Annotated in this window: 19 protein-coding genes and 1 tRNA gene; 18 read left to right on the top strand and 2 right to left on the bottom strand. The window is 61.9% G+C overall.

Annotated elements, in window-relative coordinates; genetic code table 11:
* From tuf to rpoC, 14 genes are all read left to right on the top strand, one after another.
* A complete protein-coding gene (gene tuf, locus NKJ08_RS33415; protein ID WP_127294065.1) occupies nucleotides 1-1,176 on the top strand; it encodes an elongation factor Tu in 1,176 nt (391 codons plus the stop codon).
* A gap of 222 nt (nucleotides 1,177-1,398) precedes the next feature.
* Nucleotides 1,399-2,757, top strand: a complete 1,359-nt coding sequence (locus NKJ08_RS33410) for a hypothetical protein (RefSeq protein ID WP_352785361.1) — start codon at nucleotides 1,399-1,401, stop codon at nucleotides 2,755-2,757.
* A complete protein-coding gene (locus tag NKJ08_RS33405; protein WP_352785359.1) occupies nucleotides 2,688-3,029 on the top strand; it encodes a hypothetical protein in 342 nt (113 codons plus the stop codon). Before NKJ08_RS33410 ends, NKJ08_RS33405 begins: the two co-directional genes overlap by 70 nt.
* Before the next feature lie 122 nt (nucleotides 3,030-3,151).
* Nucleotides 3,152-3,634, top strand: a complete 483-nt coding sequence (locus NKJ08_RS33400; protein ID WP_352531892.1) for a group II truncated hemoglobin — start codon at nucleotides 3,152-3,154, stop codon at nucleotides 3,632-3,634.
* Between the two features lie 129 nt (nucleotides 3,635-3,763).
* Nucleotides 3,764-4,279 (top strand): hypothetical protein, encoded by a 516-nt coding sequence (locus tag NKJ08_RS33395; protein ID WP_352531890.1) that lies wholly within the window; start codon nucleotides 3,764-3,766, stop codon nucleotides 4,277-4,279.
* A gap of 77 nt (nucleotides 4,280-4,356) precedes the next feature.
* Nucleotides 4,357-4,432: transfer RNA gene (locus NKJ08_RS33390), tRNA-Trp, on the top strand.
* A gap of 364 nt (nucleotides 4,433-4,796) precedes the next feature.
* The gene (gene secE / locus NKJ08_RS33385) at nucleotides 4,797-5,000 is read left to right on the top strand and encodes a preprotein translocase subunit SecE (RefSeq protein WP_023680439.1); all 204 of its coding nucleotides are present in this window, start codon (nucleotides 4,797-4,799) and stop codon (nucleotides 4,998-5,000) included.
* Nucleotides 5,001-5,027: 27 nt separating this feature from the next.
* Nucleotides 5,028-5,555 (top strand): transcription termination/antitermination protein NusG, encoded by a 528-nt coding sequence (gene nusG / locus NKJ08_RS33380; protein ID WP_006333333.1) that lies wholly within the window; start codon nucleotides 5,028-5,030, stop codon nucleotides 5,553-5,555.
* 159 nt (nucleotides 5,556-5,714) lie between these two features.
* Complete coding sequence (rplK, locus tag NKJ08_RS33375; RefSeq protein WP_023680440.1) at nucleotides 5,715-6,143, top strand: 50S ribosomal protein L11; 429 nt, start codon at nucleotides 5,715-5,717, stop codon at nucleotides 6,141-6,143.
* 4 nt (nucleotides 6,144-6,147) lie between these two features.
* Entirely contained in the window at nucleotides 6,148-6,846 is a 699-nt protein-coding gene (gene rplA, locus NKJ08_RS33370) for a 50S ribosomal protein L1 (protein ID WP_352531888.1), read from the top strand.
* A gap of 391 nt (nucleotides 6,847-7,237) precedes the next feature.
* Nucleotides 7,238-7,756, top strand: a complete 519-nt coding sequence (gene rplJ / locus NKJ08_RS33365; protein WP_263784050.1) for a 50S ribosomal protein L10 — start codon at nucleotides 7,238-7,240, stop codon at nucleotides 7,754-7,756.
* A 54-nt stretch (nucleotides 7,757-7,810) separates the two neighbouring features.
* Entirely contained in the window at nucleotides 7,811-8,188 is a 378-nt protein-coding gene (rplL, locus tag NKJ08_RS33360; protein ID WP_023680442.1) for a 50S ribosomal protein L7/L12, read from the top strand.
* 282 nt (nucleotides 8,189-8,470) lie between these two features.
* Nucleotides 8,471-12,607, top strand: a complete 4,137-nt coding sequence (gene rpoB, locus NKJ08_RS33355) for a DNA-directed RNA polymerase subunit beta (RefSeq protein ID WP_352785356.1) — start codon at nucleotides 8,471-8,473, stop codon at nucleotides 12,605-12,607.
* 193 nt (nucleotides 12,608-12,800) lie between these two features.
* On the top strand, nucleotides 12,801-16,997 hold the full coding sequence (gene rpoC, locus NKJ08_RS33350; protein WP_352785354.1) for a DNA-directed RNA polymerase subunit beta': 4,197 nt from the start codon (nucleotides 12,801-12,803) through the stop codon (nucleotides 16,995-16,997).
* Between the two features lie 148 nt (nucleotides 16,998-17,145).
* Here rpoC and NKJ08_RS33345 read toward each other — a convergent pair whose 3' ends face one another.
* Together NKJ08_RS33345 and NKJ08_RS33340 are read right to left on the bottom strand one after the other, a co-directional pair.
* Nucleotides 17,146-18,075, bottom strand: a complete 930-nt coding sequence (locus NKJ08_RS33345) for a Gfo/Idh/MocA family protein (protein ID WP_352780340.1) — start codon at nucleotides 18,073-18,075, stop codon at nucleotides 17,146-17,148.
* 135 nt (nucleotides 18,076-18,210) lie between these two features.
* Nucleotides 18,211-18,492 carry a transcriptional regulator gene (locus tag NKJ08_RS33340; RefSeq protein WP_023680447.1) on the bottom strand — a complete coding sequence of 94 codons (282 nt, stop codon included), beginning with the start codon at nucleotides 18,490-18,492 and terminating at the stop codon, nucleotides 18,211-18,213.
* Between the two features lie 463 nt (nucleotides 18,493-18,955).
* Between NKJ08_RS33340 and rpsL the strand changes: the two genes are divergently transcribed.
* The 4 genes from rpsL to NKJ08_RS33320 form a co-directional block, all read left to right on the top strand.
* Complete coding sequence (gene rpsL / locus NKJ08_RS33335) at nucleotides 18,956-19,327, top strand: 30S ribosomal protein S12 (protein ID WP_006333356.1); 372 nt, start codon at nucleotides 18,956-18,958, stop codon at nucleotides 19,325-19,327.
* A 70-nt stretch (nucleotides 19,328-19,397) separates the two neighbouring features.
* Entirely contained in the window at nucleotides 19,398-19,868 is a 471-nt protein-coding gene (gene rpsG, locus NKJ08_RS33330) for a 30S ribosomal protein S7 (RefSeq protein WP_008875664.1), read from the top strand.
* A 30-nt stretch (nucleotides 19,869-19,898) separates the two neighbouring features.
* Nucleotides 19,899-21,989: an elongation factor G gene (fusA, locus tag NKJ08_RS33325; protein WP_352531879.1), complete on the top strand. Its 2,091-nt coding sequence runs from the start codon at nucleotides 19,899-19,901 to the stop codon at nucleotides 21,987-21,989.
* Nucleotides 21,990-22,056: 67 nt separating this feature from the next.
* Nucleotides 22,057-22,151, top strand: a 95-nt coding sequence (locus NKJ08_RS33320) for a GTP-binding protein (protein WP_032936484.1), incomplete at its 3' end; no start/stop codon positions are given.

Genomic DNA, 22,151 nt, shown 5'->3' with positions numbered 1-22,151 from the left:
ATGGCAAAAGGTAAATTCGAGCGCACTAAGCCTCATGTGAACATTGGCACGATTGGTCACGTTGACCATGGCAAGACGTCGCTGACGGCGGCGATCACCAAGTATTTTGGCGAGTACAAGCGCTACGACCAGATCGATGCGGCGCCGGAAGAGAAGGCGCGCGGCATCACCATTTCGACGGCGCATGTCGAGTATGAGACGGCTGCCCGCCACTATGCCCATGTCGACTGCCCCGGCCACGCCGACTACGTCAAGAACATGATCACCGGTGCTGCGCAGATGGATGGCGCGATCCTGGTCGTGTCGGCCGCCGACGGCCCGATGCCGCAGACCCGCGAGCACATCCTGCTTGCCCGCCAGGTCGGCGTGCCCTCGATCGTGGTGTTCCTGAACAAGGTCGACCAGGTCGACGACGCCGAGCTGCTCGAGCTGGTCGAGCTTGAGGTGCGCGAGCTTCTGACCAAGAACGAGTTCCCCGGCGACGACATTCCGATCGTCAAGGGTTCCGCACTTGCGGCGCTTGAAGACAGCGACAAGAAGATCGGCGAGGACGCCATCCGCGAATTGATGGCGGCGGTCGACGCTTACATCCCGACGCCGGTTCGTCCGCTCGACAAGCCGTTCCTGATGCCGATCGAGGACGTGTTCTCGATCTCGGGTCGCGGCACGGTTGTGACCGGCCGCGTCGAGCGCGGCGTCGTCAAGGTCGGCGAGGAACTGGAGATCATCGGCATCCGTCCGACCACCAAGACGACCTGCACGGGCGTCGAGATGTTCCGCAAGCTGCTCGACCAGGGCCAGGCCGGCGACAACATCGGCGCGCTGCTGCGCGGTGTCGACCGTGAAGGCGTCGAGCGCGGCCAGGTTCTGGCCAAGCCGGGCACCGTCAAGCCGCACAAGAAGTTCGTCGCCGAAGCCTACATCCTGACCAAGGACGAGGGCGGCCGTCACACGCCGTTCTTCACCAACTATCGTCCGCAGTTCTATTTCCGCACGACGGACGTGACCGGCATCGTGTCGCTGCCGGAAGGCACCGAGATGGTGATGCCGGGCGACAACATCACGGTCGATGTCGAGCTGATCGTGCCGATCGCCATGGAAGAGAAGCTGCGCTTCGCCATCCGTGAAGGCGGCCGCACCGTCGGTGCCGGCATCGTCGTCACCATCAAAGAGTAATCGTCGCCGGCGTTGCCGGTCGAGATCGGATGCGAAAGGGCGGTCTTCGGGCCGCCTTTTTGATTCTGAGTTTCTCGTAATAGATTAACCGCCTTGCTTCAAATCCTGTTGCAAGCGCCTCTGCCTTAACTAGTATAAGTTGCATCGAGGGGGCTTGCCCGAATGGTTCCATGGCGCCGTTTGCATAGTCAGGCATGGTGGCTGTTAGGGCTGATCTGCCTGGTGTCGTTCCTTGTCATGGGACACGCTGCCTTCGCAGCGGATGCAAAGAAATCTACGCAGGAAAAATCCACGCCGGATCTCGGCCCGACGATGCGGTTCGTCGTCGTCCGCAGCAGCGCGCCGGGCTGCGAGCCGACCTGTCCGGAATGGATATCGGCGGAAGGCTCGATAGAGGCCGGCACGCCGGCCCTGTTCAAACGCACGCTGAAAGCGCTGGGTGGCCGAAAATTGCCGATCGTCGTCGATTCCCCCGGCGGCAATGTCGAAGCGGCGCTGACGCTCGGTCGCCTGGTCCGCAAGAACAAGCTCGATATCGCGGTCGGCAAAACCCGGTTCATCGGCTGTCAGCCAGGTGTGAAGAACTGCAAGGACAAGGACGGCAAGGCCGCCCCCTATTTCGGCAATGCCTATGCCAGCAGCGCCATCTGCAATTCCGCCTGTCCCTTAATGTTTTCCGGTGGCATCCGGCGCGTGGTCGGGGAATGGGCCTTTCTCGGCGCCCATCAGATCACAACGACCTATATCCGGACGAAATTGCTGTACCGCACCACCTACCGCATGGTGAAGGGCAAGAAGAAGATCCTCAGCACCAGGGTCGTCAGCCGGAAGAACGCCGGTAGCTACAAGACCTACGAGATGAACAAGCCGCTGGAGAGACGGCTGGCGGCCTATTTGAAGGAAATGGGCGTCGGCCTGGGTGTACTCGAGACCATGAAAAGCACGCCGGCCAGCGGTATCCAGCAGATCGCCCTCGACGACATGCTGCAGACGAATCTCGTCACCAGCCTGGATGCCGTCGACCTGCTGACCGCGCCTACCCTATGCAAAGCCGATCCGTTGCCCGCGAGCTGCAGAGAGGTGCCGGCGCCGGAAAATGCCGCAAAGCCGACCGGCGAAGTGGTGGCGAACGCCGCGCCTGCACTTGCAGGGCTCGAAAGCCCGCAGGTGAAAGATGTCGCGGACATGCGCTTCGTCCTGGTCCGCGGCAGCAATCCGCTCTGCAACCCCAACTGCCCCGAATGGATCTCGGCCGAAGGCACAATTACCGCTCAAACGCCCGAAAAATTGCGGCAACTGCTTGACGACATCGGTGACCGGCGCCTGCCCATCGTCATCAACTCGCCGGGAGGTGATGTGCTCGGTGCCTTGGCGGCCGGAAGGCTGATCCGCGAACGCAAGCTCGACGTCGCAGTGGCACGGACGGATTTCATTGGCTGCGAGCCGCGGCAGGCCGACTGCACGGCAGAAGACGGAGTCTACAACGGCCTGACGGTCGATGCCGGCGGCGAGTGCGGCTCGGCCTGCCGATCATGCTCGCCGGCGGTGCCAAACGCCTCGTCGGCCCGCGTGCAAAGTTGAGCGTGCATTCGATTGGCTTGGAGCAGGGGGTCAAGACCTATCTCAAGGACATGGCGGTCGGTCCGGGATTGTTTGCTGCGATGAAATCGGTGCAATCCTCGCGCCACCGCCAGCTTGAACCCGACATGATGCTGAAGTTCGGGCTGACGACGGGGCCTGGGTCGGCGGACGAATTAACAGGTCCCGGCATCTGCAGATCGGAGCCAAGGCCGGAGAATTGCCGCGAGCTCTCCGGCGCCAAGGCTCAGGCCAGCATGCCCGTGAAATCATAGGGCGGCTAAATCGTAATTCAGGCATCATAGCTGCAGCCGACTGGCCATCGAGGCAGGTTGAGCGACGCGCGATATTTCCGCTATTGCCCGGCGCCGTGGGCTTGCCGGTAGAGGGATCGCGAATGAGCCAGGATGTCCCGACATTGTTCGAATGGGCCGGTGGCACCGAAGCGCTGAACCGGCTGACCCAGACCTTCTACGACAAGGTGTTTCGGGATCCGATCGTCGGGCCGGTGTTCAAGCACATGTCGCCGGACCATCCGGCTCACGTCGCGGCCTTCATCGGCGAGGTCTTTGGTGGACCCAAAATCTACAGCGAAAAGCATGGCGGCCATCGCGAGATGGTGATGCATCATCTCGGCAAGCATCTGACGGAGGAGCAGCGCCGGCGCTGGATCAGTCTTCTCGCCGACGCCGCCGACGAGGTCGGCCTGCCTGACGATCCCGAATTCCGCTCCGCCTTCATGGCCTATATCGAATGGGGATCGCGGCTGGCCAGGATGAATTCCAACAAGGGCCCGACCTGCGACCCCGAGACGGAACCAATGCCGGCCTGGGGTTGGGGCGTGCCCGGCGGCCCCTACAAGCCGCCTTCGGGGAACTGACTGGGCACGAATCGGTCGAAAACCCTGCCGGCCAGGAAAACGGGTGGCCATGGAGGTTTCGGTCCTCCAGGCTAACGGTTTAAAGTCGCCGTCGACTGGCGGGGCCACACTGAAAACCGGAGGCTTGCGATGGGATCGGAAGGCAAGAAAAATTCAGACAGCGCCTTTGACAGCGGCCGCGGAACTCGAAACCCGTTCGGTGTGATGGATGTCCCCAGTCCCGACGACGAGGAGGTGTCGGCGTTCGCCGCAGGTGCAAAACTGGAGGGACTTTCGAGCGATGAGAATGCCGAAGCCTGGGGCACCGAAAGGATCCGCGATCACGACGACGCGATCGAAGGAAGCTGGTCCAGCCGATGGAACGGCGGCGCCGATCCCACGATTCCGGGCGATAGCAGGGATAAATGGCGGTCTGGCCGGGGCGTGGTGAAGGTAGCGGGAGAGAGGGTCTTCCTCCTGTTCGATTGGCATCATGGCGTGCGCAAAGGACTGATCGATGCGCGGCGCGAGGGTGCGAAAGGGTGGGTTGGAAAATACATCAATCTGACCGACCCGAAAATCGTGCGTCCCTGGGTCGGCTTGATTGTCAGCAACCAGAGAATCGACGGGAAATGGCCGGGAGGACGTCTGGATTTCCGCAGATGAAGGCAGGGCAGCACACACCGCTCTTTACAGAGCGCACGGAAGCTTTTAGGAAGCGCCTGCTGCGCCGACATGCGCATACGGGCATAGCTCAGTTGGTAGAGCGGCGGTCTCCAAAACCGCAGGTCGTAGGTTCGAGCCCTGCTGCCCGTGCCATTCTTCGAATGGACAACTAAAAACGATTCTTTTGCAGCGCGGCCTTTGAAAACCGGCTTGTGACTTGCCATATGGCATAAGTTGCGGCATAAGGGCCGCATAGCCGGGACGGGACGACTGGATGGTTCCGAGGCGGCGTTTGGTCATAAAGCCGACACTTGCCACTTGCGTGGATCAAGAATCGGTTTTATGTAGACGAAACAGACACGCGACGCGTGGAGCTGGGAAGCCGGCTTTACGCGTCTGATTTGCATGGGCGAAATGATTGCGCTGATTCGGCGCGAACGCACGCTCAAGCGGCACGTCCCGGCCAGCGGGATCATCCAGGAGATCCGGCCAACGGGTCTTGAAGACAGAGCGGCATATGGCTTCGAAAACCACAAATCCTTTCACCTTTCTCCAGCAGGTTCGCGCGGAGACCGCCAAGGTCACTTGGCCGTCGCGGCGCGAAACGATGATCTCGACGGTGATGGTCCTTGTGTTCGCGGTCATCGCGATGATCTTTTTCTTTACCGCAGACGTGGCCATGGGCTTTGCGGTCGAAAAAATCCTCGGCCTCGGACAATAAGTCTGGCGATTACGGAGAAGTCTTGAAATGACCGCGCGGTGGTACATCGTCCACGCCTACTCGAACTTTGAAAAGAAGGTCGCCGAGGACATCGAGAACAAGGCCAAGCAGAAAGGCCTGTCCGCCGACATCGAGCAGATCGTGGTGCCGACCGAGAAGGTCGTCGAGATCCGCCGCGGCCGCAAGGTCGACGCCGAGCGCAAGTTCTTTCCGGGCTATGTGCTGTTGAAAGCCAATCTGACCGACGCCGTGTTCTCGCTCGTCAAGAACACGCCGAAGGTCACCGGTTTCCTGGGCGACTCCAAGCCGGTGCCGATCACCGAAGCCGAGGCCCAGCGTATCCTGAACCAGGTTCAGGAAGGCGTCGAGCGGCCGAAGCCGTCGGTGACGTTCGAGATCGGCGAAGCGATCCGCGTTTCGGATGGACCATTCGCGTCCTTCAACGGTTTCGTCCAGGAAGTGGACGAGGAGCGGGCGCGGCTCAAGGTGGAAGTTTCGATCTTCGGGCGCGCCGTGCCGGTCGATCTGGAATTCGGACAGGTCGAGAAGGGCTGATCCGAAATCCCTGCACCAGTTCGGCGGCAGGGAAGGCGGCGCGGAGATCGCGCGGCCAAAAACGGGTGGGAGGCGAATGCGGCTTTAGCCGGCCGCGCGGACCGCACCACCAGACTGCAACCGCCGGCAAGACCGGCATGAGAAAAGGCAGGAAGAGAGATGGCTAAGAAAATTGCAGGCCAGCTCAAGCTCCAGGTTTCCGCGGGATCGGCTACGCCGTCGCCCCCGATCGGCCCGGCGCTTGGTCAGCGTGGCATCAACATCATGGAGTTCTGCAAGGCGTTCAACGCGCAGACCCAGGAAATGGAAAAGGGCTCGCCGGTTCCCGTCGTCATCACCTACTACCAGGACAAGTCGTTCACCTTCGTCATGAAGACGCCGCCGGTGAGCTATTTCCTGAAGAAGGCCGCGAACCTGAAGTCGGGCTCCAAGGAGCCGGGCAAGGTCAAGGCCGGCACGATCGGCCGCGACAAGGTGCGCGCCATCGCCGAGCAGAAGATGAAGGATCTGAACGCAAACGACGTCGAGGCGGCCATGCGTATGGTCGAGGGCTCCGCCCGCTCGATGGGTCTGGAAGTGGTGGGCTGAGATCATGGCAAAGATTGCAAAGCGTGTATCGCAGACCCGCGAAGGCATCGATCCCAACAAGGCTTACGCTTTGGGTGAGGCGCTGAAGCTGCTCAAGGATCGCTCCTCGGTGAAGTTCGATGAGACCATCGAAGTCGCGATGAACCTCGGCGTCGACCCCCGCCATGCCGACCAGATGGTCCGCGGCGTGGTCAACCTGCCGAACGGCACAGGCCGCAGCGTTCGCGTCGCCGTGTTCGCGCGTGGTGACAAGGCCGAGGAGGCCAAGGCCGCCGGCGCCGACATCGTCGGAGCCGAGGATCTGGTCGACATCGTCCAGAAGGGCACGATCGACTTCGACCGCTGCATCGCCACGCCGGACATGATGCCGCTGGTCGGCCGTCTCGGCAAGGTGCTCGGTCCGCGCGGCATGATGCCGAACCCGAAGGTCGGCACCGTCACCACCGACGTTGCCGCCGCCGTCAAGGCATCGAAGGGCGGCGCGGTCGAATTCCGCGTCGAGAAGGCCGGCATCGTTCATGCCGGCGTCGGCAAGGTCTCGTTCGACGTCAAGGCGCTGGAAGAGAACGTCCGCGCCTTCACTGACGCGGTGAACAGGGCAAAGCCGGCTGGCGCCAAGGGCAACTACGTCAAGAAGGTGTCGGTCACCTCGACAATGGGCCCGGGCCTCAAGCTCGATGTCTCGACGCTGGCAGCGTCCTGATACGAACAATTGGATCGGCCGCTAAAACGCTGATCCGTGAAAGAATTCCGGGCCTCCGACCTGTCGGCGGCCCGGTGCCGGAAGTCGAAAGGCTTCCGGACATCCTGTCCGAGATTGCAGGCGGCCCCCCAGCCTTAGGTGATGTGGGCCTTAATTCATGTGGGCCTGCATGAGACGGGTGAAGACCGGACAAAGGAGCGTCAGCTCCAATGAAAGGTTCGAACCGTGTTTGCCTTTTGTCTGCGCACCGTCCGGCTTGCCGGCAGGTGTGGCGAAAGGGGGCAGGATCCTCGAGCGCCGTTCGGGAGATCCGTTACTGGATGGCCCGGCCGGCAAAAGGCAACCCGACGCCTGTCCTTCGTAGAGGGCAGGGGTCAACTGGAGATAGGCAGTGGACAGAGCGGAAAAACGCGAACTCGTCACGGGCCTGAATGATGCGTTTTCAAGCGCTGGTTCAGTCGTCGTGGCCCACTACGCCGGTATCACCGTCGCGCAAATGAACGACCTTCGGTCGAAAATGCGCGCCGCCGGTGGCACCGTCAAAGTCGCGAAGAACCGTCTCGCCAAAATCGCTCTTCAGGGCACGGACTCCGCATCGATCATCGATCTGTTCAAGGGACAGACGCTGATCGCCTATTCGGAGGATCCGATTGCGGCGCCGAAGGTCGCGTCCGATTTCGCCAAGGGAAATGACAAGCTCGTCATTCTCGGCGGCGCAATGGGCACCACCTCGCTCAACGCCGACGGTGTGAAGGCACTCGCCACACTCCCGTCGCTCGATGAGCTGCGCGCCAGGCTGGTTGGCATGATCGCCACGCCGGCAACCCGGATCGCCCAGATCGTCAATGCGCCTGCGGCTTCGGTCGCGCGCGTCATCGGCGCTTACGCCCGGAAGGACGAGGCGGCATGAGGCCGTTCCTCGCTATCACAAACACACGTTCGAACCTTATGAAGGAACATTGCAATGGCTGATCTGGCAAAGATCGTAGACGACCTTTCGAAGCTGACCGTCCTCGAGGCGGCCGAGCTGTCGAAGCTTCTTGAAGAAAAGTGGGGCGTTTCCGCCGCTGCTCCGGTGGCGGTAGCCGCTGCCGGCGGCGCTGCGGCCGCTGCTGCTCCGGTCGAGGAAAAGACGGAATTCGACGTCGTTCTCACCGAGGCAGGCGCTCAGAAGATCAACGTCATCAAGGAAGTTCGCGCCATCACCGGTCTTGGCCTCAAGGAAGCCAAGGACCTGGTCGAGGCGGCTCCGAAGCCGGTCAAGGAAGCCGTTTCCAAGGCCGACGCGGACAAGTTCAAGGCCCAGCTGGAAGCAGCCGGCGCCAAGGTCGAACTGAAGTAAGCGTTGAGTACCGGCGGGCGGCGTCGCGCCGTCCGCCACTCCCTTCGCGCGAAGGGAGGTTGCGTAGCGCGAAGAGTGCGAAAACCTCTTTCCTGAGGGCCGCAAACCGGCCTTCAGGAAACGGGTTTTCTCCCGTTTCTGGCCCACCGCCAATTGGCGGCGGGTGAAAAGACAAGAAGCCGCCGACAGGCGGCGGGCAACAAGACAGGGCCGCCGAGGTGGCTCGAGATGCAAGGCGAGCCGCGGCGAGGCTCGTCCCGAGAATTGAGCTAAGGAGCGACGATGGCCCAGACCCAGACTTTCAATGGCCGCAGACGCGTACGCAAGTTTTTCGGAAAGATCCCGGAAGTTGCGGAGATGCCGAACCTGATCGAGGTTCAGAAGGCATCCTATGACCAGTTCCTGATGGTGGAGGAGCCCAAGGGTGGGCGTCCTGACGAGGGACTGCAGGCAGTTTTCAAGTCGGTTTTCCCGATTCAGGATTTTTCCGGCTCCTCGATGCTGGAGTTTGTGAAATACGAGTTCGAAGGACCGAAATTCGACGTCGACGAATGCCGTCAGCGCGACCTGACCTATGCAGCGCCGCTCAAGGTGACGCTGCGCCTCATCGTGTTCGATATCGACGAGGATACCGGCGCGAAGTCCATCAAGGACATCAAGGAGCAGGACGTCTACATGGGCGACATGCCGCTCATGACCTTGAACGGCACCTTCATCGTCAATGGTACCGAGCGCGTCATCGTCTCGCAGATGCACCGTTCACCGGGCGTCTTCTTCGACCATGACAAGGGCAAGTCGCACTCGTCCGGCAAGCTTCTGTTTGCCGCGCGCGTCATTCCCTATCGCGGCTCGTGGCTCGACATCGAATTCGATAGCAAGGACGTCGTGCACGCCCGCATCGACCGTCGCCGCAAGATTCCGGTGACGTCGCTGCTGATGGCGCTTGGCATGGACGGCGAAGAGATCCTGTCGACCTTCTACAACAAGATCACCTACAAGCGCGCCGGCGACCATTGGCGCATCCCGTTCAACGTCGAGCGTTTCCGCGGCCTCAAGGCCGTTGGTGACCTGGTTGACGCCGACACCGGCGAGGTCGTCGTCGAGGCCGGCAAGAAGATCACTGCCCGCCAGGCCAGGGCGCTTGGCGAAAAGGGTCTCAAGGCGATCAAGGCGACCGACGAGGATCTGCTCGGCAACTATCTTGCCGAGGACATCGTCAACTATGGCACCGGCGAGATTTTCCTCGAAGCCGGCGACGAGATCGACGAAAAGACGCTGAAAGTGCTTCTCGGCACTGGCGATGACGAGATCAAAGTTCTCGACATCGACCACGTCAATGTCGGCGCTTATATCCGCAACACGCTCAACGTCGACAAGAACGAGAGCCGCCAGGACGCACTGTTCGATATCTACCGCGTCATGCGCCCGGGTGAGCCGCCGACGCTCGAGACCGCCGAAGCCATGTTCAACTCGCTGTTCTTCGACAGCGAGCGCTACGATCTGTCGGCCGTCGGCCGCGTCAAGATGAACATGCGCCTGGAGCTCAAGGCCGAGGACACCGTGCGCGTGCTGCGCAAGGACGACATCCTGGCCGTGGTCAGAACGCTGGTCGAACTGCGCGACGGCAAGGGCGAGATCGACGACATCGACAATCTCGGCAATCGCCGCGTGCGCTCGGTCGGCGAGCTGATGGAGAACCAGTACCGCGTCGGGCTGCTGCGCATGGAGCGCGCGATCAAGGAACGCATGTCCTCGATCGAGATCGACACGGTGATGCCGCAGGACCTGATCAACGCCAAGCCGGCGGCTGCCGCCGTGCGCGAGTTCTTCGGTTCCTCGCAGCTGTCGCAGTTCATGGATCAGACCAATCCGCTGTCGGAGATCACCCACAAGCGCCGTCTTTCGGCGCTTGGACCGGGCGGTCTGACCCGCGAGCGTGCCGGTTTCGAGGTGCGCGACGTGCACCCGACACATTACGGCCGCATCTGCCCGATCGAGACGCCGGAAGGCCCGAATATCGGCCTGATCAACTCGCTGGCGACCTTCGCGCGCGTCAACAAATACGGCTTCATCGAGAGCCCGTACCGCAAGATCGTCAACGGCAAGCTGACCAATGAGGTCGTCTATCTGTCGGCTATGGAAGAGGCCAAGCACCACGTCGCGCAGGCCAATGCCGAGCTCGACAAGGATGGTCATTTCGTCGACGAATTCGTCATTTGCCGCAACGCCGGCGAAGTGATGATGGCGCCGCGCGAAAACGTCGATCTGATGGACGTGTCGCCGAAGCAGATGGTGTCGGTGGCCGCGGCCCTGATCCCGTTCCTCGAGAACGACGACGCCAACCGCGCGCTGATGGGCTCGAACATGCAGCGTCAGGCCGTGCCGCTGGTGCGCGCCGAAGCGCCGTTCGTCGGCACCGGCATGGAGCCGATCGTCGCCCGTGACTCGGGCGCCGCCATCGGCGCCCGCCGCGGCGGCATCGTCGACCAGGTGGACGCGACGCGTATCGTCATCCGCGCCACGGAAGATCTCGATCCCGGCAAGTCCGGCGTCGACATCTACCGGCTGATGAAGTTCCAGCGTTCGAACCAGAACACCTGCATCAACCAGCGTCCGCTGGTGCGCATGGGCGACCTGGTCAACAAGGGCGACATCATCGCCGACGGTCCGTCGACGGAGCTCGGCGATCTGGCGCTCGGCCGCAACGTGCTGGTCGCGTTCATGCCGTGGAACGGCTACAACTACGAGGACTCCATCCTCTTGTCCGAGCGCATCGTCGCCGATGACGTCTTCACCTCGATCCACATCGAGGAGTTCGAAGTCATGGCCCGCGATACCAAGCTCGGGCCGGAGGAGATCACGCGCGACATCCCGAACGTCTCGGAAGAAGCGCTGAAGAACCTCGACGAAGCTGGCATCGTCTATATCGGTGCGGAAGTGCAGCCGGGCGACATCCTGGTCGGCAAGATCACGCCTAAGGGCGAAAGCCCGATGACGCCGGAAGAAAAGCTGCTGCGCGCCATCTTCGGTGAAAAAGCCTCGGACGTGCGCGACACCTCTATGCGCATGCCTCCGGGAACCTTCGGCACCGTCGTCGAAGTGCGTGTCTTCAACCGCCACGGCGTCGAGAAGGACGAGCGCGCCATGGCGATCGAGCGCGAGGAGATCGAACGCCTCGCCAAGGACCGCGACGACGAGCAGGCGATTCTCGACCGCAACGTCTATTCGCGCCTGTCCGACGTTCTCGTCGGCAAGGAAGCGATTGCCGGGCCGAAGGGTTTCAAGAAGGGCTCGAAGCTGTCGAAGGACATGCTCGACGAGTATCCGCGTTCGCAGTGGTGGCAGTTTGCTGTGGAGAACGAAAAGCTCCAGAGCGAACTGGAAGCCTTGCGTGGCCAGTACGACGATTCCAAGAAGGCGCTCGAGCAGCGCTTCATGGACAAGGTCGAGAAGGTGCAGCGCGGCGACGAGATGCCTCCGGGCGTCATGAAGATGGTCAAGGTCTTCGTGGCCGTGAAGCGCAAGATGCAGCCCGGCGACAAGATGGCCGGCCGGCACGGCAACAAGGGTGTCGTGTCGCGGATCGTTCCGGTCGAGGACATGCCTTTCCTCGAGGACGGCACGCATGCCGATATCGTGCTCAACCCGCTGGGTGTGCCGAGCCGCATGAATGTCGGCCAGATTCTGGAAACGCATCTGGGCTGGGCTTGCGCCGGAATGGGCAAGAAGATCGGCGATCTGATCGATGCGTACAAGACGGCGGGCGACATCAAGCCGCTGCGCAAGACGCTCGAGAGCTTCATGCCGGCCAACGACCGCAACGAGCCGATCCGCGAATATGACGACGAGAGCATCGTTCGCCTCAGCGAGCAGATGCGCCGCGGCGTCTCCATCGCGACACCGGTGTTCGACGGCGCGCACGAGGCCGACATCAACATCATGCTGGAGCAGGCGGGCCTGCACACCAGTGGTCAGTCGCAGCTCTATGACGGACGCACCGGCGAGCCGTTCGATCGCAAAGTGACGATGGGCTTCATATATATGCTCAAGCTTCACCACCTTGTGGACGATAAGATCCACGCGCGTTCGATCGGTCCGTACTCGCTTGTTACCCAGCAGCCGCTGGGCGGCAAGGCGCAGTTCGGTGGCCAGCGCTTCGGCGAGATGGAGGTCTGGGCGCTCGAAGCGTACGGCGCCGCCTACACGCTGCAGGAGATGCTGACGGTGAAGTCGGATGACGTCGCCGGACGCACCAAGGTCTACGAGGCGATCGTCAGAGGCGACGACACCTTTGAGGCCGGCATTCCCGAGAGCTTCAACGTTCTCGTCAAGGAAATGCGGTCTCTCGGCCTCAATGTCGAGCTGGAGAACACCAAGCTCGACGACAACCCGATCCGGCTGCCCGACGCGGCCGAATAAGCAAGACGCTCGGTCGCGGGAGAGGGCTCTCGCGACCGGACGCCGAGCATGATCCCGAAAAGTGGTTACCGGTTTTCGGCCAAGATCATGCACAAACAAGAGAGTTTCTTCGGCCGATGGCCGATCAAGTCGGCGGGCGTTTGGCCCGCGCTAGATGCAAGGGGTTTTCGAGGACCCCGAAAAGGAGAACGGCATGAACCAAGAGGTCATGAATCTCTTCAACCCCCAGGCGCCCGCGCAGGTGTTCGATTCCATCCGGATCTCGCTTGCCAGCCCTGAGAAGATTCTGTCCTGGTCGTTCGGCGAGATCAAGAAGCCGGAGACCATCAACTACCGCACCTTCAAGCCGGAGCGTGACGGCCTGTTCTGCGCGCGCATTTTTGGTCCGATCAAGGACTATGAGTGCCTGTGCGGCAAGTACAAGCGCATGAAGTACAAGGGCGTCATCTGCGAGAAGTGCGGCGTCGAAGTCACACTGTCGCGCGTCCGCCGCGAGCGCATGGGCCATATCGAGCTGGCGGCACCGGTCGCCCACATCTGGTTCCTGAAGTCGCTGCCGTCGCGCATAGGCACGTTGCTCGACATGACGCTGAAGGACATCGAGCGCGTCCTCTACTTCGAGAACTACATCGTCACCGAACCCGGCCTCACCGCGCTAAAGGAGCACCAGCTGCTCAGCGAGGAAGAGTACATGATGGCCGTCGACGAATATGGCGAGGATAGCTTCACCGCCATGATCGGCGCCGAGGCGATCCACGATCTTCTGGCCGGCATGGACCTCGAGAAGATCGCCGGCGATTTGCGCTCGGAGTTGGCTTCGACCACCTCCGAGGTCAAGCAGAAGAAGTATCTGAAGCGGCTCAAGGTCGTCGAGAACTTCATGGAATCCGGCAACCGTCCGGAATGGATGATCATGAAAGTGGTTCCGGTGATCCCGCCGGACCTGCGTCCGCTTGTCCCGCTGGACGGCGGCCGTTTCGCCACGTCGGATCTGAACGATCTCTATCGCCGCGTCATCAACCGCAACAACCGCCTGAAGCGGCTGATCGAGTTGCGCGCGCCCGGCATCATCGTGCGCAATGAAAAGCGCATGCTGCAGGAAGCCGTCGATGCACTGTTCGACAACGGCCGTCGCGGCCGCGTCATAACCGGCGCCAACAAGCGTCCGCTGAAGTCGCTGTCCGATATGCTGAAGGGTAAGCAGGGCCGGTTCCGCCAGAACCTGCTCGGCAAGCGCGTCGACTATTCCGGCCGCTCGGTCATCGTCACCGGTCCGGAGCTCAAGCTGCACCAGTGCGGCCTGCCGAAGAAGATGGCGCTCGAGCTGTTCAAGCCGTTCATCTACGCCCGTCTCGACGCCAAGGGTTACTCCTCGACCGTCAAGCAGGCGAAGAAGCTGGTCGAGAAGGAGCGTCCGGAGGTCTGGGATATCCTCGACGAGGTCATCCGCGAGCATCCGGTGCTGCTGAACCGCGCGCCGACGCTGCACCGCCTCGGCATCCAGGCGTTCGAGCCGATCCTGATCGAAGGCAAGGCGATCCAGCTTCACCCGCTGGTCTGCACGGCCTTCAACGCCGACTTCGACGGCGACCAGATGGCGGTCCACGTGCCGCTGTCGCTGGAAGCGCAGCTTGAAGCTCGCGTGCTGATGATGTCGACCAACAACATCCTGCACCCGGCTTCCGGCGCGCCGATCATCGTCCCGTCGCAGGACATGGTTCTCGGTCTCTACTATCTCTCGATCGTCAACCAGAACGAGCCGGGCGAGGGCATGGTGTTTGCCGATATGGGCGAGCTCCAGCACGCGCTCGAGACCAAGGCGGTGACGCTGCATTCCAAGATCAAGGGGCGCTTCCGCACGGTCGACGCCGACGGCAAGGTCGTATCGAAGATCCACGACACCACGCCTGGCCGCATGATCATCGGCGAGCTTCTGCCCAAGAACGTCAACGTGCCGTACGAGACCGCCAACCAGGAGATGACCAAGAAGAACATCTCCAAGATGATCGACACCGTCTACCGCCATTGCGGTCAGAAGGAGACGGTCATTTTCTGCGATCGCATCATGGCTCTCGGCTTCAGCCACGCCTGCCGTGCCGGCATTTCGTTCGGCAAGGACGACATGCTGATCCCGGACGCCAAGATCAAGCTGGTGTCCGACACCGAGGCTTTGGCCAAGGAATACGAGCAGCAGTACAATGACGGCCTGATCACGCAGGGCGAGAAGTACAACAAGGTCGTCGACGCCTGGGCCAAGTGCTCGGAAAAGGTCGCCGACGAAATGATGGCCCGCATCAAGGCGGTCGAGTTCGAGGACAACGGCCGTCAGAAGCCGATGAACTCGATCTACATGATGTCGCACTCCGGTGCGCGCGGCTCGCCCACCCAGATGCGCCAGCTCGCCGGCATGCGCGGCCTGATGGCCAAGCCTAGTGGTGAAATCATCGAGACGCCGATCATCTCGAACTTCAAGGAAGGCCTCACCGTGCTCGAGTACTTCAACTCGACTCACGGCGCCCGCAAGGGTCTGGCCGACACCGCCTTGAAGACGGCGAACTCGGGTTACCTGACGCGTCGTCTTGTCGACGTGGCGCAGGACTGCATCGTCAACTCGCTCGACTGCGGCACCGACAAGGGCCTCACCATGCAGCCGATCGTCGATGCCGGTCAGGTCGTCGCCTCGGTGGGCCAGCGCGTTCTCGGCCGCACCTCGCTCGACGACATCACCCACCCGGTCACCGGCGAGGTTCTGGTCAAGGCCGGAACGCTGATGGACGAGCGTGACGTGGAACAGATCGAAAAGGCCGGCGTACAGTCGGTCCGCATCCGTTCGGCACTGACCTGCGAGGTCAGGGTCGGTGTCTGCGCGGTCTGCTACGGACGCGATCTGGCCCGCGGCACTCCCGTCAACCAGGGCGAGGCTGTCGGCGTCATCGCGGCGCAGTCGATCGGCGAGCCGGGCACCCAGCTCACCATGCGTACCTTCCACATGGGCGGCACGGCGCAGGTGGTGGACTCTTCGTTCCTTGAAGCCTCCTATGAGGGCAAGGTCGAGATCCGCAACCGCAACGTGGTGCGCAACTCCGACGGCCAGCAGATGGTCATGGGCCGCAACATGGCGGTGCTGATCCTCGACGAGGCCGGCAAGGAACGCGCCACGCACCGCGTCACCTACGGTTCGCGCATCTTCGTCGACGATGGCGACAAGGTGAAGCGCGGCCAGCGTATCGCCGAGTGGGATCCTTATACCCGCCCGATCCTCACCGAAATCGAGGGCAGGGTGGCGTTCGAGGATCTGGTCGATGGCATTTCCGTTCAGGAAACCGCCGACGAATCGACCGGCATCACTAAGCGCGAGGTCATCGATTGGCGTTCGACGCCACGCGGCAACGATCTCAAGCCGGCGATCGTCGTCCAGGATGCCAAGGGCAAGGTCGGCAAGCTGTCGAAGGGCGGTGACGCCCGCTTCCTGCTCTCGGTCGAGGCCATTCTTTCGGTCGAGCCGGGCGCGCAGGTTCGCCCCGGCGACGTGCTGGCGCGTATTCCGATGGAAAGCGCCAAGACCAAGGACATCACCGGCGGTCTGCCGCGTGTTGCCGAGCTGTTCGAGGCACGCCGTCCGAAGGATCACGCCATCATCGCCGAGATCGATGGCACGATCCGCTTCGGTCGCGACTACAAGAACAAGCGCCGTATAATCATCGAGCCGCATGACTCGACGCTTGAGCCGGTCGAATACCTGATCCCGAAGGGCAAGCCGTTCCATCTCCAGGACGGCGACGTCATCGAGAAGGGCGACTACATCCTCGACGGCAATCCGGCGCCGCACGACATCCTGGCGATCAAGGGCGTGGAGGCGCTTGCCTCCTACCTCGTCAACGAAATCCAGGAGGTCTACCGACTGCAGGGCGTGTCGATCAACGACAAGCACATCGAGGTGATCGTTCGCCAGATGCTGCAGAAGGTTGAGATCACCACGCAGGGCGATTCGACCTACATTCCGGGCGACCACGTCGACGTGATCGAACTGGAAGAGGTCAACGAGCGCCTGGTCGAGGAGGGCAAGAAGCCGGCCGAAGGCCAGCCGGTGCTGCTCGGCATCACCAAGGCCTCGCTGCAGACGCCGTCCTTCATCTCGGCCGCCTCCTTCCAGGAGACGACGAGGGTGCTGACCGAAGCTGCGGTTGCCGGCAAGACTGACATGCTGCAGGGGCTGAAGGAAAACGTCATAGTCGGCCGGCTTATCCCGGCCGGTACCGGCGGCACGATGAGCGCGATCCGGCGCATCGCCACCTCGCGCGACGAGCTGATCATCGACGAGCGCCGCAAGGCGTCGGGCGTCGAGGTCGCCGAGCCGATGCTGACCGACATGGTTAACGCCGCGCAGTAAGCGCGACGGTACACATCTCAGGCAACAAAGCCGTCGGGGCAACCCGGCGGCTTTTTTTGTTTTTGCGTGAAAGACTCGTCGTCAGGCGTGGTGCGGCGCATCGCTTCCAAGGTGATCTGGTGAAGGACAGCCTCGCCACGTACTTAGGTTAGTCGAAAAACGCTTCCACCACATTGCGCTTGCCGAGCATGAAGGCGTCGGCGACATGCTGGAGGGGTGCCAGATCGACATCGGAAACCCCGGCGCGCACGATTTCGGCGAAACGCCTGTAGAGCATCGGGTATTCCGCTTCCGGCTCCTCGTGAACGATGCGACCGTCGATGGCGAGCTTTGAGCCTCCGCCGGACAGCACCATCGATCCTGCCTCGGTATCGGCCAGGATGTCCCAGCTTTGCGGGCCGGTCTGGCGCCAGTCGAGTTCCATCGTCACCGGCAGACCGTTCGAAGTGCGGAAGGCGATATGGGCGGCGATCGGGGCCGCGCGGTTTTCGGGAAAATCGAGCTCTGCCGAGCTGATGAACATTGGCGGCAGGATATGCGTGGCGATCGACAGCGCGTTGATGCCGGGATCGAAGACGCCAAAGCCGCCGGCAGCCCAAATCCATTCCTGGTTCGGATGCCAGCGGCGCACATCTTCCTTCCAGTTGATGGCGGCCGACCTGATCCGGGTCGAACCGAGGAATGCACGGGCTGCCTCCACAGCCGGTGCATAGCGTGAATGCCAGCTGGCGAACAGGCAGACGCCGTTCGCTGCCGCCAGCGCCTTCAGGTCTTCGACCTCGCTGACCGTGGCGCCGGGCGGCTTTTCCAGGAAGACATGCTTTTTCGCCACCAGCGCCGTGCGCGCGGCGTCATAGCGAAACTGCGGCGGCATGCACAGCGACACCGCCTCGAGTTGCGGCATCGCGTCGAGCATCGCATCGATCGTCGGGAAGTTCGGGATGTCTTCCACTTTGCCATGCCGGCTGGCTGCAGCAACCAGGCGATAATCACGGTCCTTCGCCAGGGCCGGCAGGTGCTGGTCGCGGACGATCTTTCCCACGCCGACGATGCCGAGCTTGATGGGATTAGAGGACATGGGGACTCCGCAGGTTGAGTGTGCTTGGTTTGCCAGAGGTCGTTTATTAGCAGAGAACTTGTGCCGGGCAAGCTGCGTGGGGCCGACCTTGCATCCGAGGCGACAAGCATTCGAGCCGGTCAGATCGGCCCACCTTCAAATCGGCACATCAAACGTAACGATCGACACTTCGCCTTCAAGCGCGCCCTGATAGGCGGACAGATGCGGCTCCTCGTCGGGCACGCCGTCCATGTCGCCGATCTGGTCGAGCTCGGCCTCGGCATAACCTTCGGCGGCGAGCGATTCGAGAGCGCGGCGTACCGCCGAATCGTCGTCGGGCGCGACCAGCATCACATGCACGCCTTCCGGCTTGCCGCCTTTGCGCTTCCACACCCGGCCAGTGATAATGGTGACCGGGCGCTCCTCATTGTCATTCACGGGTTCGTACCTCCGGGCGAGGGGGTTTTGGCTGTTCATGCGGCCTTTTCGCACGAAGCACGGCCCGGAAACAGCCGGAAGCCGGTCACTTTCTGCCTTCTTTCTTGAAAAACGGCGAAAGAAAATTACATGCATTTTTCGCATGGCTGCCAAGCCTCGGTTTTAGCGCAATATTTGACCCTCCGGGGTTGACGGACAGTGGCCATACGAGTAGAAGCCGCCCAGTCAGAACCGATGTGAGGCTCTTGCTTCCGAAGCGACACGCTTTGGAGTTTGCCTCAAACAGGGTTCGTTTTACGAGCGAAAAGACATTTCCGGCGTGCATGAAGCGGCTTCCGCTTCCTCTGCCATTTGTTCGGGCAAGACCGCGAGGCGCGGTTTGTGGCCCGAATTTGCGTATGGAAATGACGCTTTGAGCGGCCCTGACCGGGCCAGACACGGAATTGAGAGACAAGAGGGTTTAATGCCTACCGTCAACCAGCTGATCCGCAAGCCGCGCATTGCGCCGGTGAAGCGCAACAAGGTCCCGGCCATGCAGCAGAACCCGCAGAAGCGGGGCGTCTGCACGCGCGTCTACACCACGACGCCGAAGAAGCCGAACTCGGCGCTGCGCAAGGTGGCCAAGATCCGCCTGACCAATGGTTTTGAAGTGATCGGTTACATCCCCGGCGAAGGCCACAACCTTCAGGAACACTCGGTGGTGATGATCCGCGGCGGCCGCGTCAAGGATCTTCCGGGCGTGCGTTACCACATCATCCGCGGCGTGCTCGACACGCAAGGCGTGAAGAACCGCAAGCAGCGCCGTTCGAAATACGGCGCCAAGCGTCCGAAGTGACCGAAGCGTAGCTACCCGGATCCGCCAAGCGGCGATCCAGGCCACCACGCAGAATTGAGGCAGAGAAAAAATGTCCCGTCGTCACAGTGCAGAAAAGCGTGAGATCAATCCGGACCCGAAGTTCGGCGATCTGATCGTCACCAAGTTCATGAACGCCGTCATGTATGACGGCAAGAAGTCCGTTGCCGAGACCATCGTCTACGGCGCGCTCGACCAGGTCCAGTCCAAGACCAAGCAGGAGCCGGTCACCGTCTTCCATCAGGCGCTCGACAATGTCGCGCCGCATGTAGAAGTGCGTTCGCGGCGCGTCGGCGGCGCCACCTACCAGGTTCCGGTCGACGTGCGCCCCGAGCGTCGTCAGGCATTGGCCATCCGTTGGCTGATCGCCGCCGCCCGCAACCGCAACGAGACCACCATGGTCGACCGCCTCTCCGGCGAGCTGATGGACGCGGCCAACAACCGCGGCACCGCCGTCAAGAAGCGTGAAGACACCCACAAGATGGCAGAAGCCAACCGCGCTTTCGCGCATTACCGCTGGTAAAGCGCGAACGAGACTGAAGAGGCACCTCCCATGGCCCGCGAATATAAAATCGAAGACTACCGCAATTTCGGTATCATGGCGCATATCGACGCCGGCAAGACGACGACCACCGAGCGCGTCCTCTATTACACGGGCAAGTCGCACAAGATCGGCGAAGTCCATGACGGCGCTGCGACCATGGACTGGATGGAGCAGGAGCAGGAGCGCGGCATCACCATCACGTCGGCTGCGACCACGACCTTCTGGAAGGGTCGCAGCGGCAAGATGTACCGCTTCAACATCATCGACACCCCCGGCCACGTCGACTTCACCATCGAGGTCGAGCGTTCGCTGCGCGTGCTTGACGGCGCCATCGCGCTGCTCGACGCCAATGCCGGTGTCGAGCCGCAGACGGAGACCGTCTGGCGTCAGGCTGACAAGTATCGCGTCCCGCGCATGATCTTCTGCAACAAGATGGACAAGATCGGCGCCGACTTTTACCGCTCGGTCGAGATGATCGGTTCGCGCCTCGGTGCGCACGCCGTTGTCATGCAGCTGCCGATCGGCGCCGAGACCGAATTCAAGGGTGTCGTCGACCTCGTCGAGATGAATGCGCTGGTCTGGCGCGACGAGACGCTGGGCGCCGCCTGGGATGTCGTTGAGATTCCTGCCGACCTCAAGGCTCGTGCCGAAGAATACCGCGAGAAGATGATCGAGGCCGCCGTCGAAATGGACGAGACGGCGCTTGAGAATTACCTCGAAGGCAAGATGCCGAGCAACGAGGAGATCCGTGCGCTCATCCGCAAGGGCACGATCGCGGTGAAGTTCTATCCGATGTTCTGCGGCTCGGCCTTCAAAAACAAGGGCGTGCAGCCCCTGCTCGACGCCGTCGTCGAATATCTGCCGTCGCCGGCCGATGTCCCGGCCATCAAGGGCGTCGACGCCAAGACGGACGCCGAGATCGAGCGTCATGCCGACGACAACGAGCCGCTGTCGATGCTCGCCTTCAAGATCATGAACGACCCGTTCGTCGGTTCGCTCACCTTTGCCCGCATCTATTCGGGCAAGCTCACCAAGGGCATCTCGGTCGACAACACCGTGAAGGGCAAGAAAGAGCGCATCGGCCGCATGCTGCAGATGCATGCGAATTCGCGCGCGGACGTCGAAGAGGCTTTTGCCGGCGACATCGTCGCCCTGGCCGGCCTCAAGGACACGACCACCGGCGACACGCTCAGCGATCCGCTGCATCCGGTCATCCTCGAGCGCATGGAATTCCCCGATCCGGTCATCCAGATCGCTATCGAGCCGAAGACCAAGAACGACCAGGAAAAGATGGGCCTCGCCCTTCACCGCCTGGCCGCCGAGGATCCGTCCTTCCGCGTCAAGACCGACGAGGAAAGCGGCCAGACGATCATTTCCGGCATGGGCGAACTTCACCTCGACATCATTGTCGACCGCATGCGCCGCGAGTTCAAGGTCGAGGCCAATGTCGGCGCGCCGCAGGTGGCCTATCGCGAGACGATCACCCGCAAGCACGAGCAGGACTACACGCACAAGAAGCAGACCGGCGGTACCGGTCAGTTCGCCCGCGTCAAGATCCTGTTCGAGCCGAATCCGGAAAGCAGCGAATTCCAGTTCGAAACCAAGATCGTCGGCGGCGCTGTGCCGAAGGAATACATCCCCGGTGTCGAAAAGGGCATCAACAGCGTCATGACGTCGGGCCCGTTCGCCGGCTTCCCGATGATCGGCGTCAAGGCGACGCTGATCGATGGCGCCTACCACGACGTGGACTCTTCGGTTCTGGCCTTCGAAATCGCCGGCCGTGCCTGCTTCCGTGAAGCAGCGCCCAAGCTTGGCGTGCAGTTGCTCGAGCCGATCATGAAGGTCGAAGTGGTGACGCCGGAAGATTACGTCGGCAGCGTTATCGGCGATCTGAACGGCCGTCGTGGCCAGATCCAGGGCCAGGAAGCCCGCGGCGTCGCGGTGGTCATCAACGCGATGGTGCCGCTCGCCAACATGTTCAAATACGTGGACAACCTTCGGTCGATGAGCCAGGGCCGCGCGGCCTACACGATGCAGTTCGACCACTACGAGCCGGTCCCGACCGCGGTCGCCCAGGAAGTCCAGAAGAAATACGCGTAACTCGAAACGAGTTGCACCAGTAACTTAATTCAAGGCCCGCACGGGCTGGCAGGAATGGAGACATCACATGGCAAAAGGTAAATTCGAGCGCACTAAGCCTCATGTGAACATTGGCACGATTGGTCACGTTGACCATGGCAAGACGTCGCTGACGGCGGCGAT

The sequence above is a fragment of the Mesorhizobium sp. M0244 genome (genome assembly GCF_040321795.1).
Lineage (GTDB): Bacteria > Pseudomonadota > Alphaproteobacteria > Rhizobiales > Rhizobiaceae > Mesorhizobium.
Note: the sequence above shows the minus strand (reverse complement) of the source record. Positions and strands in the feature narration are given on the sequence as shown.